This is a genomic window from Streptomyces sp. NPDC107546, from assembly GCF_055639175.1.
The window spans coordinates 318794-331471 of the sequence record NZ_JBVKBA010000005.1 but is presented as its reverse complement, the minus strand read 5'-3'; the positions used below and the strand labels follow the sequence as shown (position 1 = coordinate 331471).

Genomic DNA, 12678 nt, shown 5'->3' with positions numbered 1-12678 from the left:
GTGTCCTCACTGCGCCGTCAGCTTCTGCAGGTCCGCCTGCAGATCCTGCAGAGCCTGCGCACTGCTCTTGCTGCCGGACAGGGCTGCGTAGGCCTCCTTCTCGATCGCCGACGTCACGTCCCCGTACTGCACGACCCGCGGGCGCGGCACGGCATGCAGGATGGACTGCTTGAGGACGGGCAGGTACGGATACTGCTTGTCCAGCGACGCGTCGTCGTACAGGTTCGTGTACGGCGGTGCGAGGGAGGCGTTCTTCAGGAAGTAGCTCGCGCTCTCCTCACTGCTGAAGAACTTCATGAAGTCCAGGGCCGTCGCCTTGTTCTTGGCGGAGGACGACAGGGCCAGGTTGTGACCGCCCAGGCTGGAGGAGCCGGTCCCGTTCAGGCCGGGCAGCGGCGCGACCGCGAACTTCCCCCCGACCGGGCTCTTCTGGGCCAGCGCGTACACGTACGGCCAGTTGCGCAGGAACACCAGCTTGCCGGACTGGAACGCCTGACGGCCGTCCTCCTCCTGGTAGGTGATGGCCTCCTTGGGGATGGTCCCGTCCTTGAAGGAGTCGACGAGGAAGTCCAGTCCCTTCTTCGCCTGCGGGGTGTCGACGTCCGGCTTGCCGCTCGCGTCGGTGACCTGGCCGCCCGCGGAGTTCACGGCCTCGGAGAAGTTCACCGTCAGGCCCTCGTACTTCTGGAACTGCCCGGCGTAGCAGGACATGTCCTTGGCCTCGGGCAACTTCTTCACCTTGGCGCAGTCGGCCGTCATCTGGGGCCAGGTCACCGGAGGGCTGGTGATGCCGGCCTTCTTCAGCAGGTCGCTGCGGTAGTACAGCAGGCCGCCGTCGGAGCTGCCCGGAACCGCGTACAGCCCGCCGCGGTACTTCGCGGTCTCCACCACGGGCTTCAGCATGTTCTGCACCGGGAACTGGGTGTCGGGCAGGCGGTCGATCCACTGGTGGGCGGCGAACTCCGACGTCCACACGACGTCGAGCGAGAGCACCGTGTAGGCGTCGGACTTCGTCTCCGCGTTCTGGATCATCTGCTGCCGCTGAGAGTCCGCGTCCGTCGGCAGTTGGATGAAGGTGACCTTCTCCTTGGGGTGCAGCTTGTTCCAGCGGTCGATGATCGTCTGGATGGTTCCGGTGGTGTCCTTGCCGGCCACGTACGTGATGGGGCCGCGGCCCTTGAACGACATGCTCTGGGAGTCCTGTCCGGAGCTGCCGCCGCTGCCGCCGGACGAGCCGCAGGCGGTGAGGAGCAGCCCGGCGGCGGCGAGCGTCGCCGAACACTGAAGGGCTCTGGTGGTCCTGGTCATCACTGTCTCTCTCCTGGTCGTGCGGAACCGAAGGCGCGGCTGACAGTGCTGTCACGGCGCGAAGATCCTTCAAAAGCGCAGGTCGGAGCCCTCAAGGCCGGCTACACGAAAGCACCTTGCACGCCGCCGTGACAACGCTTGCACGCTAGGAGTGCAGTTAGGGGAAGTCAATCCATAAGTCGCCGATGATTCAGACAGTTTTAGGTGTGTACCGCAGCTGTTTTTACAGCAAAACGGGGCAAAAGGTCCCATGATGGGGCTGTGACAGCGCTTTCACAAGCCAGCTGTCAAACGTCCGCCTCTGTGCTAACTTCCGCTCATGCCACCAGCTCAGCGGCACCCCACCATGGCCGACGTCGCCGAACGGGCCGGCGTCTCCGCGTCCACGGTCTCCCGCACCCTGCGCGGACTGACGTCCGTCTCGGCGGACGTCCGCGTGCGCGTCGAACAGGCCGCCCGCGAGCTGAACTTCGCGGTCTCGCGGCAGGCGGCGAGCCTGGTCACGGGGAAGACCGGGGTCGTCGCGGTGCTCGTGCCCACGCTCAACTCGTGGTTCATGGGGTCGGCGCTGTCCAGCCTGGGCCCGCTGCTGCGTGCGGCCGGCATGGAGCTGAACGTCTACGTCATCCCGGACATGGCCGAGCGCACCTCGTTCTTCGAGCACCTCCCGGCCCGGCGGAACGCCGACGCGCTCCTCGTCTTCGGCTTCGACCTCACCGACGAGGAGACGGCACGGCTGGACGACCTCGGGATGCCGGTCATCTACGTCAGCCAGCACGCCAAGGGCCGCCCCAGCGTCTACGTCGACGACGTGGCCGGGGGCTGCAAGGCCACCCGGCACCTGCTCAACCTCGGGCACCGCAGGATCGCCTTCGTGCCGACGGTGGGTGCCACCGGCTTCACCTTCAGCTCGCGCGAACGGCTGCTCGGCTACCGGCAGGCGCTCACCGAGGCCGGCATCCGCCTGGACGACGAGCTGGTGGTCACCATGTCGGTCGAGGACAAGCGCGGTCTCGCCGCAGGGATAGGCGCGCTGCTGAGCCTGCGGGAGCCGCCCACCGCAGTCTTCGCCGAGCAGGACGAGCTGGCCGTCGCCGTCATACACACCCTGCGTGCGGCGCGGATCCAGGTGCCCGAGCGGATGTCCGTCATCGGCTTCGACGACCACCAGGTCGCCGAGTGGTTCGATCTGTCCACGGTCGCCCAGTCACCCTCGGACATGGGGCGGGTGGCCGGGGAACTCGCCCTGAAGATGATCGACGACCCCGAGGCCGACCGCACGCCCCACGTCGTGCTGCCCACCCATCTGATCCCTCGCGCGACCACCGCGCCGCCCGCGCCCGCCGACGACGTGGTGACCGAGACAGGCATGTGATCCCGTAGGAGGCGGGAGGACGTCCGGCACGACCTGCGTCCTACGTCCGTGCCAGCGCCGCCCGTCGACGGTGGCGGGCCACCCGCTCCCGGTTGCCGCACACCTCGCTCGAGCACCAGCGGCGGCGTCGGCCCCGGGACGTGTCCAGGTAGACGATCGGGCAGTTGTCGCCCTCGCACCGCCGCAGGCTCGCCCTGGCCTTCGGGTCGGTCAGCAGTTCTATGGCCTCGCGGGCCACCGCCGCCAGCAGGTCCTCGCAGCTGGGCAGTGTGCGCAGCCGTCGCACCAGCGCGCCGTCCTCCGTACGGACCGCGCACGGCGCGGGCGGTGCGATCCGGGCCGCCGCGTTGACCCGGGCCAGCGCCCCGTCCGCCGGACACCCGTCCAGTTCCCCGCCCACCAACTGGCCGATGTCCTCGCGCAGTTCGCAAAACGCCCGCAGCCAGCCCGCGTCCACCCCGGTCAGCGCGGTGCCCAGCGGCACCAGGCCGGCTCCGGCGATCCACGCCCGCAACCGGTCCACCGAGTCGAGCCGTTCCTCGGGATGGGTCGTCGTGAGCAGATCCAGACAGATCCGCCCGGAGCCGAACCGCAATGTGTACGAGGCCGTGACCGTGCCGGATGCCATGTGCCTGTCACCGCCTTGGAGTCGCCGCGGTCGCCCCCTCTACAGTGCCCGCCCGCACACTCCTCGGGAAGGCCCCGTACGCCCCCGCCTCCCAGGCCTCAAAGGCGAGCGCGTGGACCACGAGAGCGGCACCGGTCACCACCGACGCGGCTCACACGTCCGCGTACTTGGAGTCCGCCGCCGGGTCGAGCGCCAGCCGGTAGCCGCGCTTGACCACCGTCTGGATCAGCTTGGGCGCCCCGAGGGCCGTCCGCAGCCGGGCCATCGCCGTCTCCACGGCGTGCTCGTCGCGCCCGGCGCCCGGGAGCGCGCGCAGCAGGTCGGAGCGGGGGACCACCCAGCCCGGCCGCCGGGACAGGGCACGCAGCAGGGACATCCCCGCCGGCGGTACGTGCCGCAGGGCGCCGTCCACCATCACCGCGTGCCCGCGGATCTCCACCCGGTGGCCGGCGATGGGCAGCGTACGGGCCCGGGCGGGCAGTTCCTGGCACAGAAGCTGGACGAGCGGGCCGAGCCGGAAGCGTTCGGGCTGGACCGTGTCGATGCCGAGGGCCTGGAGCGGCAGCGCGGTGACCGGGCCGACGCAGGCGGGCAGCACGTCGTGGTTCAGGGCGGCGAGAAGTTCCGGCAGCAGCCCGCGCTCCTCGGCCCGGGAAAGCAGGGACGCGGCAGCGGGCGCGCTGGTGAAGGTGAGGGCGTCCAGGCCCCGGCTGACGGTCGCGTCGAGGAGGCGGTCCATCGGCCCGATGTCCTCCGGCGGCATCCACCGGTACACCGGCACCCCCACCACTTCGGCGCCCCCCTCCCGCAGCGCCTCCACGAAGCCCGGCAGCGGCTCGCCGTGCAGCTGGACGGCGATACGGACGCCGTCGACGCCTTCCTCGAGCAGCCGGTCGAGCACCTCGGCCATGGACTCGGAGCTGGGCGACCACTCCTCGGTCAGCCCGGCCGCCCGTATGGCGCCCTTGACCTTCGGGCCGCGCGCGAGCAGCCGCACCTCGCGCAGCCGGGCGAGCAGATCCTCGCCGAGCCCCCAGCCGTCGGCCGCTTCGACCCAGCCGCGGAAGCCGATCGCGGTGGTGGCGACCGCGATGTCGGGCGCCCGGTCGATCAATTCCTTGGTGGCGGCGAGCAGTTCCCCGTCGTCGGCGAGCGGCACGATACGCAGGGCCGGCGCATGCAGCACGGACGCGCCGCGCCGCTGGAGCAGGGCCCCCAGCTCGTCGGCCCGTCGCGCGGCCGTCACGCCCACGGTGAACCCCTCGAGAGGCCCGTGTTCCGGTCGCTGCTGGTTGTCGTACATGGCTCTCGTCCCGCGCTCGAGTCGGCATACCGGTGGTCACGTGGTCGTGAACCCCGGTCGTACGCGTCGTACCTACATGCCGACCGAGCCTGTCAACGGCTCGTGACAGGCTCGGTTCGGCTTCATGTCGCTGGTGTTACGTCACACCTCGGCGTAGCTGAGCTGCTGCTTCGCCTCGGTGGTGGAAGCGTTGGCCTGAGGTTGCGCGGCCGGGCGGCGAAGGTATACGGCCCAGGTGACCGCGAAGGCCGCGGCGTAGAAGGCGAGGAAGGCGACGAAGGCGCCGGTGCCCGAGCCGTAGGAGAGGAAGGACTGCCGGAAGGCGAGGTTGATGCCGACGCCGCCGAGCGCGCCCACGGCGCCGATGAGGCCCATGGAGGCGCCGGACAGCCGCCGGCCGTACGCGGCGGCCTCCTCGCCCTGGAGCCCCTTGGCGACGGCCTTGGCCTGGAAGATCCCGGGGATCATCTTGTACGTCGACCCGTTGCCGAGCCCGCTGAGGACGAACAGCACGACGAACGCGGCGGTGAACAGCGGCAGCGACTTCTGCATGCTCGCGAAGACCAGGACGGCGGTGGCCGCGCCCATGGCGACGAAGTTCCACAGCGTGATCTTCGAGCCGCCGTAGCGGTCGGCGAGCCAGCCGCCCACGGGACGGATCAGCGAACCGAGCAGCGGGCCGATGAAGGTGACGTACGCCGCCTGCAGCGGGGTGCGCCCGAACTGGTTCTGCAGCACCTGCCCGAAGGCGAAGCTGTAACCGATGAACGAGCCGAAGGTGCCGATGTAGAGGAAGGACATGATCCAGGTGTGCGCGTCCTTCGCGGCGTCCCGGGCGGCGCCGGTGTCGTTCTTCACGGAGGCGAGGTTGTCCATGAAGAGGGCGGCGAGCACGGCGGCGACGACGATCAGCGGGATGTAGATCCCGAGCAGCACTCGCGGCCCGCCGCTCGCGCCGATGATCGCGAGGGCGACGAGCTGGATGACGGGCACGCCGATGTTGCCGCCGCCCGCGTTGAGGCCGAGCGCCCACCCCTTCTTCCGCAGCGGGAAGAAGGCGTTGATGTTGGTCATCGAGGACGCGAAGTTGCCGCCGCCGACACCGGCGAGCAGCCCGACGATCAGGAAGGTGGAGAAGGAGGTCCCCGGCTTCATCACGACGAAGGCGGCGATCGTCGGGATGAGCAGCAGGCTCGCGGAGATGATCGTCCAGTTGCGCCCGCCGAAGAGGGCGACCGCGAAGGTGTAGGGGACGCGGACCACGGCGCCGACGAGCGTGACCATGGATGTGAGCATGAACTTGTCGGCGGGGGTCAGCCCGTACTTCGGGCCCATGAAGAGCACGAGGACCGACCACAGGGTCCAGATCGAGAACCCGATGTGCTCGGAGAAGACGGAGAACCAGAGGTTGCGCCGGGCGATCTTCTCCCCGGTCTCGTTCCAGAACGTCTCGTCCTCGGGATCCCACTGCTGGATCCAGCGGCCTCCCCTGCCGGTGGCGGGGGCTGTGCTCGGGGCTGTCATGACGCCTCCACGGTTCTGCGGTGCCCGGGTGTCGTACGCGGTGATGAGTCCCGAAGGTAGGGAGGACGCGTTTCCGCCCTGTGGCACCGGGTGACCGGAAGGGAACGTTGCTCTCACCTGGCGGCCCGGGGCGCGGTGAGGCGGCGGCCGGGCGTGAGCACTCTGAAAGAGAAAGGAAGCCGAGGGAAAACGGGCGCCGGGCGGGAAAGGAGGCCATCCGTATGGCTCGCCGAAAAAGGAGAGTTACCGAAAAATGTGGCTGAAATCGGGCAGGGCGCGCCGGGATCTCGACAATTCCTCCACCGAAGTCCGGCCAAATTTTCACACGGCGATCCCGGTAGGTCCGGGAGTGAAGCGCCTGCCGGTGTGACCTGGGTCTCCCCGCTCCGGCGGCTGTATGTCCCGTTGGGGGAGAAATGGCTGCCCGGGAACAGATGCCTCCACACCTTCTCCAGGAAATTTGTGGTGTCGCTTTGAACACAACGGCCCGTTCGCGCGTACCCGGATGTGAGCGACCGACTGGGGGAACCCCCGGACACCGGAGGTAGGCGTGCGCAAGGATTCCGCCGTGGCTGATGAACGAAAGCGGCCCAGGGCCCGACATCGCATGACCTCGTCCTCGGCGTCCTCGACCGAGCCGGACGAGGAGCTGATGCGTGCCCTGTATCGAGAACATGCGGGACCCCTGCTCGCCTACGTGCTGCGCCTGGTCGCGGGCGACCGGCAGCGCGCCGAGGACGTCGTGCAGGAGACGCTCATCCGTGCCTGGAAGAACGCCGGCCAGCTCAACCGAGCGACCGGTTCGGTACGCCCCTGGCTGGTGACGGTCGCCCGGCGCATCGTCATCGACGGCCACCGCAGCCGGCAGGCCCGGCCGCAGGAGGTCGACCCGTCGCCGCTGGAGGTCATCCCCGCGGAGGACGAGATCGACAAGGCGTTGTGGCTGATGACACTGTCGGACGCGCTGGAAGACCTGACCCCTGCCCACAGGGAGGTCCTGGTCGAAACGTACTTCAAAGGGCGTACGGTCAATGAGGCGGCCGAAACGCTCGGCATCCCCAGCGGAACGGTGCGCTCCAGGGTGTTCTACGCCCTGCGGTCGATGAAGCTGGCACTGGAGGAGCGGGGGGTGACGGCATGAGCAACCTGTACGGGGGATTCGGCACTGGTGGCCCCGGGGCCGTGAGAGGCGGTCCCCAGGGGGAGGGCGACATCCACGAAACCGTCGGCGCCTACGCCCTCGGCATCCTGGACGACGCGGAGGCGACCGCCTTCGAGGCGCACCTCGCCACCTGCGACTGGTGTGCCCAGCAGCTCGACGACCTGGCCGGCATGGAACCGATGCTGGCCGCGCTCGCCGACATGCCGGGCAGCCAGGGCACTTTGGCCATCGGCGAATCCCTGTCCGCGAAACCCAGCCCACGGCTCGTCGAGCGGCTGGTCGACGAGGTCTCCGAGCGGCGGGCCCAGAAGCGGCGACGCGGCTTCTACCTCGTCGCGGCCGCCGCCGCGCTGATCATCGGCGGCCCGGTCGCCGTGATGGCGGTGAACGGCGGCGACGACACCACCAACGGACACACGGTGGCGGCGGTCTCGCCGGCCAAGGCCGCCTTCCAGTCCATGACCGACAAGGTCTCGGCGACCGACCCGACCACCGGGGTCAGCGCCACGGTCGCGATGCAGGCCAAGGACTGGGGCACCAGCGGCGCCATCGAGGTGAAGGGCGTCAAGGGCCCGCTCAAGTGCTCGTGGGTCGCCGTCGGCAAGAACGGCGAGCGCGAGACACTGGCCTCCTGGTCCGTCCCGAAGTGGGGCTACGGCATCCCCGACGGAAAGACGGAGGAGTCGAAGAACCCGCTCTACGTGAGCGGCGCCGCCGCCTTCACACCGAACCAGATCGACCACTTCGAGCTCATGACGTTCGACGGGAAGAAGCTGGTGGAGGTGAAGGCGTAGCCGTCCCCCGGCCGGCCTGAGCGCTTCCCCGCGGCGTGCGTCCGAGTCACGCCGCGGGCCGACGTGTGCGCTCCTGTCGTCACATTCCGTAGTCCGCCCGCAGGGCGGTCGGGAGTTCGACGACAGGGCCGCGGCGGGTCGGGGCGCGCCGTAGCCTCCCCGGTCCCCCTTCGCGTACGGTGGACGGCTGCTCAGCACGTCAGAAGGGGGCCCGGTGGCCGCTCAGGTTCAACAGGAAACCGCGCTCGGCCCGGTCGGCAAGTCCGCGCACGACTCGCTCCGTGACCGGGAGATCAGCGTCGAACAGGAACACCTGGACCGGGTGTACCGGCGCCTCGAGGAGAAGATCCACGAGGCGGAGTTCCTGATGAACGACGCCGCCCAGCGCGGCCAGGTCGGCACGCCCGGTGCGCTCGCCGAACGCGACGCCCAGGTGTTCCGGGCCGGTGTGCACCTCAACCGGCTCAACAACGAGTTCGAGGACTTCCTCTTCGGCCGGATCGACCTGCTGCTGGGCAGGGACGGCAAGAAGGGGCCCGACGGCGCGTACACGGCCGTCGAGCCCGCCGAGGGCGCGGTGCGCCCCGACAACACCGCCGACATCGCCGAGACCCTGCACATCGGCCGCATCGGCGTGCTCGACCAGGACTACGCGCCGCTGGTCATCGACTGGCGGGCGCCCGCCGCCGCCCCCTTCTACCGCTCCACTCCGGTCGACCCCGGGCGGGTCGTGCGCCGCCGGGTCATCCGCTCCAAGGGGCGCAGGGTGCTCGGCGTCGAGGACGACCTGATGCGCCCCGAGCTGACGGCCTTCCTCGACGGCCACGAACTGCCCGTCATCGGCGACGGCGCCCTGATGGCCGCCCTCGGCCAGGCCCGCACCCACACCATGCGGGACATCGTGGCCTCCATCCAGGCAGAGCAGGATCTTGTCATCCGCGCCCCCGCCGCCTCCGTGACCTACGTCGAGGGCGGCCCCGGCACCGGCAAGACCGCCGTCGCCCTGCACCGGGCCGCGTACCTGCTGTACCAGGACCGGCGCCGCTACGCGGGCGGCATCCTGATCGTCTCGCCCACCCCGCTTCTGGTCGCCTACACCGAGGGCGTCCTGCCCTCGCTCGGCGAGGAGGGCCAGGTCGCGATCCGCGCCATCGGCTCGCTCGTCGACGGCGTAGAGGCCACGCTCTACGACTCCCCGTCCGCGGCCCGCGCCAAGGGCTCCTCCCGCATGCTCAGGGTGCTGCGCAAGGCGGCCCGCGGCGCCCTGGAGCGCAGCGGCACACCGGACCGGCTGCGGGTCGTCGCGTTCGGCCGCCGCCTGGAGCTGGAGGCGGAGCAGCTGGAGCGGATCCGGCACACCGCCCTCACCGGCACGGCGCCCGTCAACCTGCTGCGTCCGCGTGCCCGCAAGCTGCTCCTGGACGCCCTGTGGGCGCAGTCCGGCGCGGCGAATCGGCACGCCGACCCGGAGCTGGCCGCCGAGCTGCGGTCCTCCTTCGACGAGGACATCACCTCCGAAGACTCCTTCATCGCGTTCCTGGACGCCTGGTGGCCCGAGCTGACGCCCCGGTCCGTCCTCACCGCGATGGCCGACGAGAGGCGGCTCGGCCGCTGGGCGCGGCGCGTCCTCACCCCCGGCGAGGTGCGCAGGGTCGCGCGTTCCCTGAGGCGGGACGGCTACTCGGTGCACGACATCGCCCTGCTCGACGAGCTCCAGGCGATCCTCGGCCTGCCGGCCCGCCCGAAGAAGAGGCGCGAGCTGGACCCGCTCGACCAGCTGACCGGGCTCGAGGAGCTGATGCCCGTCCGCGAGGAGTCACAGCGCGAGCGCGCCGAGCGGCTGGCGCAGGAGCGGACCGAGTACGCGCACGTGATCGTCGACGAGGCGCAGGACCTCACACCGATGCAGTGGCGGATGGTCGGGCGCCGCGGCCGGCACGCGACCTGGACCGTCGTCGGCGACCCGGCCCAGTCGTCCTGGTCCGACCCGGACGAGGCGGCCGAGGCCCGCGACGAGGCCCTGGGCACCCGCCCGCGCCGCCGCTTCACGCTCACCGTCAACTACCGCAACCCCGCCGAGATCGCCGACCTGGCGTCCAAGGTCCTCGCGCTCGCCATGCCGGGCTCCACCGCCCCCACGGCCGTCCGCTCGACCGGCGTCCAGCCGAGCTTCACGGTGATACGGGACTCGATGGCGCGGACCGTCCGCGAGGAGGCCGCCCGGCTCCTCGGCCTCGTCGACGGCACGGTCGGCGTCGTCGTGGCCATGAACCGGCGCGAGGAGGCGGCCCGCTGGCTGGACGGCCTCGGCGACCGGGTGGTGGCCCTCGGCAGCCTGGAGGCCAAGGGCCTGGAGTACGACGCGACGGTCGTCGTTTCGCCCGCGGAGATCGCCGACGAGAGCCCCGCGGGGCTGCGCGTGCTGTACGTGGCGCTCACCCGGGCGACGCAGCAGCTGACGGTGGTCTCGGGAGAGCGGGACGAGCCGGACGCGGCCGGGGTTCCGGACCTGCTGCGGGACTGAGGCCCAGGGCGGGGGCCCTGTACACGAGATGAACTCCGGGTACGGGAATGGCCTTACCGGATCCGTTTGTTAGCCTGGATGTGGCACCGGCCCGATCCAAGCCCCCGGGCCCAACCTTAGTCGCTACGAGCGACCACTTGCCGCGAGGCGAGCATGGCGGGTCGGTGTCACTGACTTGCGGAGAGGTCCGCGTCCTTGTGTGACGCGGACCTCTCTCGTGTACGGCGTGCCTCTGCGACCGTTCCCTTGCCTCTCGTATCGTGGAAGTCGCCTTCCGAAGCTCGACCATGCCGACGAACAAAACGTTCGCAAATCCGGGGCGACTACCACGTACTCTCCGGTAGGTGCGACGATCGGACGGCATATCCGCGACACATCCGCGGACGCATCCGCGACACGGTGAAAGCAGAGGAAGTCGGCCATGGCAACGGCGCCCAGCGTCTCCTACTCGATGACGGTCCGGTTGGAGGTGCCCGCGAGCGGAACCGCCGTCTCGCAGCTCACCACCGCCGTGGAGTCCTCCGGAGGCTCGGTGACCGGCCTCGACGTCACCGCGTCCGGTCACGAGAAGCTCCGCATCGACGTCACCATCGCCGCCACCTCCACCGCCCACGCGCAGGAGATCGTCGAGAAGCTGCGCGGCATCGAGGGCGTCACGCTGGGCAAGGTCTCGGACCGTACGTTCCTCATGCACCTCGGCGGCAAGATCGAGATGGCGTCGAAGCACCCCATCCGCAACCGTGACGACCTGTCCATGGTCTACACGCCGGGTGTGGCCCGCGTGTGCATGGCGATCGCCGAGAACCCCGAGGACGCCCGCCGCCTCACCATCAAGCGCAACTCCGTTGCGGTCGTGACGGACGGCTCGGCCGTGCTCGGCCTCGGCAACATCGGCCCGAAGGCCGCGCTGCCCGTCATGGAGGGCAAGGCGGCCCTCTTCAAGCGGTTCGCCGGCATCGACGCCTGGCCGCTGTGCCTCGACACCCAGGACACCGACGCGATCGTCGAGATCGTCAAGGCGATCGCTCCCGGGTTCGCCGGCATCAACCTCGAGGACATCTCCGCGCCGCGCTGCTTCGAGATCGAGGCACGGCTGCGCGAGGCGCTCGACATCCCCGTCTTCCACGACGACCAGCACGGCACGGCGATCGTGGTGCTGGCCGCCCTCACCAACGCACTTCGCGTGGTGGGCAAGGAGATCGAGAACGTCCGCGTCGTGATGTCGGGCGCCGGCGCGGCCGGTACGGCGATCCTCAAACTGCTGCTCGCGGCGGGCGTGAAGAACGCGGTGGTGGCCGACATCCACGGTGTCGTGCACGCCGGCCGCGAGGACCTCGTGGACGCCGCGCCGGACTCGGCGCTGCGCTGGATCGCCGACAACACCAACCAGGAGGGCCTGACCGGCACGCTGAAGGAAGCGGTGCGCGGCGCCGACGTCTTCATCGGTGTCTCCGCGCCCAACGTGCTCGACGGCAACGACGTGGCGGCCATGGCGGACGGCGCGATCGTGTTCGCGCTCGCGAACCCGGACCCCGAGGTCGACCCCGCAATCGCCCGTCAGACGGCGGCCGTTGTGGCCACCGGGCGCTCCGACTTCCCGAACCAGATCAACAACGTGCTGGTGTTCCCGGGCGTCTTCCGCGGTCTGCTGGACGCGCAGTCCCGCACGGTCAACACGGAGATGATGCTGGCGGCCGCGCAGGCCCTCGCGGACGTGGTGACCGAGGGCGAGCTGAACCCGAACTACATCATTCCGAGCGTCTTCAACGACAAGGTCGCGGGCGCGGTCGCCGGAGCGGTGCGGGACGCCGCGAAGGCGGCGGGCGCGTCGGCGACGTCGGACGAGTAGGGATTGTGTGCCGCCGCTGTGACCATCGCCACGGTGGCGGCCGACCGGCGCGTCGTGGAACCCCGGGTGCCCGGCCGACCTCTATGGTGGCGGCCGGGCTCGGACCCCCCGGAACCTGCGATCTGTCGCGGAAAGCGGACGGAACGTCACCGCCAGACGGCGGTGGCGCCCTTCGTGTGACTCCCAAGGGTGTTCTCACGACTCCTACGGG

The 12678-nt window shown here is 70.2% G+C and carries 9 protein-coding genes; 5 read left to right on the top strand and 4 right to left on the bottom strand.

What is annotated here, in order from left to right; all coding sequences use genetic code 11:
* Positions 1 to 6 precede the first annotated feature (6 nt).
* A complete protein-coding gene (locus tag ACZ7L1_RS10235; protein WP_471435835.1) occupies positions 7 to 1308 on the bottom strand; it encodes an ABC transporter substrate-binding protein in 1302 nt (433 codons plus the stop codon).
* A 319-nt stretch (positions 1309 to 1627) separates the two neighbouring features.
* Between ACZ7L1_RS10235 and ACZ7L1_RS10230 the strand changes: the two genes are divergently transcribed.
* A complete protein-coding gene (locus tag ACZ7L1_RS10230) occupies positions 1628 to 2683 on the top strand; it encodes a LacI family DNA-binding transcriptional regulator (RefSeq protein WP_471435834.1) in 1056 nt (351 codons plus the stop codon).
* Between the two features lie 40 nt (positions 2684 to 2723).
* Here ACZ7L1_RS10230 and ACZ7L1_RS10225 read toward each other — a convergent pair whose 3' ends face one another.
* The 3 genes from ACZ7L1_RS10225 to ACZ7L1_RS10215 form a co-directional block, all read right to left on the bottom strand.
* The gene (locus ACZ7L1_RS10225; RefSeq protein WP_471435833.1) at positions 2724 to 3311 is read right to left on the bottom strand and encodes a CGNR zinc finger domain-containing protein; all 588 of its coding nucleotides are present in this window, start codon (positions 3309 to 3311) and stop codon (positions 2724 to 2726) included.
* A 151-nt stretch (positions 3312 to 3462) separates the two neighbouring features.
* Positions 3463 to 4614 carry a uroporphyrinogen-III synthase gene (locus ACZ7L1_RS10220; RefSeq protein WP_471435832.1) on the bottom strand — a complete coding sequence of 384 codons (1152 nt, stop codon included), beginning with the start codon at positions 4612 to 4614 and terminating at the stop codon, positions 3463 to 3465.
* A gap of 141 nt (positions 4615 to 4755) precedes the next feature.
* Positions 4756 to 6138 carry a NarK family nitrate/nitrite MFS transporter gene (locus ACZ7L1_RS10215; protein WP_471435831.1) on the bottom strand — a complete coding sequence of 461 codons (1383 nt, stop codon included), beginning with the start codon at positions 6136 to 6138 and terminating at the stop codon, positions 4756 to 4758.
* Positions 6139 to 6688: 550 nt separating this feature from the next.
* Here ACZ7L1_RS10215 and ACZ7L1_RS10210 point away from each other — a divergent pair.
* From ACZ7L1_RS10210 to ACZ7L1_RS10195, 4 genes are all read left to right on the top strand, one after another.
* Positions 6689 to 7279, top strand: a complete 591-nt coding sequence (locus tag ACZ7L1_RS10210; protein WP_103841015.1) for a sigma-70 family RNA polymerase sigma factor — start codon at positions 6689 to 6691, stop codon at positions 7277 to 7279.
* Positions 7276 to 8094: an anti-sigma factor family protein gene (locus tag ACZ7L1_RS10205; RefSeq protein WP_471435829.1), complete on the top strand. Its 819-nt coding sequence runs from the start codon at positions 7276 to 7278 to the stop codon at positions 8092 to 8094. Before ACZ7L1_RS10210 ends, ACZ7L1_RS10205 begins: the two co-directional genes overlap by 4 nt.
* Before the next feature lie 214 nt (positions 8095 to 8308).
* On the top strand, positions 8309 to 10618 hold the full coding sequence (locus ACZ7L1_RS10200) for a HelD family protein (protein ID WP_471435827.1): 2310 nt from the start codon (positions 8309 to 8311) through the stop codon (positions 10616 to 10618).
* 421 nt (positions 10619 to 11039) lie between these two features.
* Positions 11040 to 12467 (top strand): NAD-dependent malic enzyme, encoded by a 1428-nt coding sequence (locus ACZ7L1_RS10195; protein ID WP_471435826.1) that lies wholly within the window; start codon positions 11040 to 11042, stop codon positions 12465 to 12467.
* Positions 12468 to 12678: the final 211 nt, after the last annotated feature.

Bases quoted from the DNA above. Each gene is read 5' to 3' on its own strand.
- ACZ7L1_RS10235 (WP_471435835.1), bottom strand. From the start codon at position 1,308: ATGACCAGGACCACCAGAGCCCTTCAGTGTTCGGCGACGCTCGCCGCC.
- ACZ7L1_RS10215 (WP_471435831.1), bottom strand. From the start codon at position 6,138: ATGACAGCCCCGAGCACAGCCCCCGCCACCGGCAGGGGAGGCCGCTGG.
- ACZ7L1_RS10220 (WP_471435832.1), bottom strand. From the start codon at position 4,614: ATGTACGACAACCAGCAGCGACCGGAACACGGGCCTCTCGAGGGGTTC.
- ACZ7L1_RS10225 (WP_471435833.1), bottom strand. From the start codon at position 3,311: ATGGCATCCGGCACGGTCACGGCCTCGTACACATTGCGGTTCGGCTCC.
- ACZ7L1_RS10230 (WP_471435834.1), top strand. From the start codon at position 1,628: ATGCCACCAGCTCAGCGGCACCCCACCATGGCCGACGTCGCCGAACGG.
- ACZ7L1_RS10195 (WP_471435826.1), top strand. From the start codon at position 11,040: ATGGCAACGGCGCCCAGCGTCTCCTACTCGATGACGGTCCGGTTGGAG.
- ACZ7L1_RS10205 (WP_471435829.1), top strand. From the start codon at position 7,276: ATGAGCAACCTGTACGGGGGATTCGGCACTGGTGGCCCCGGGGCCGTG.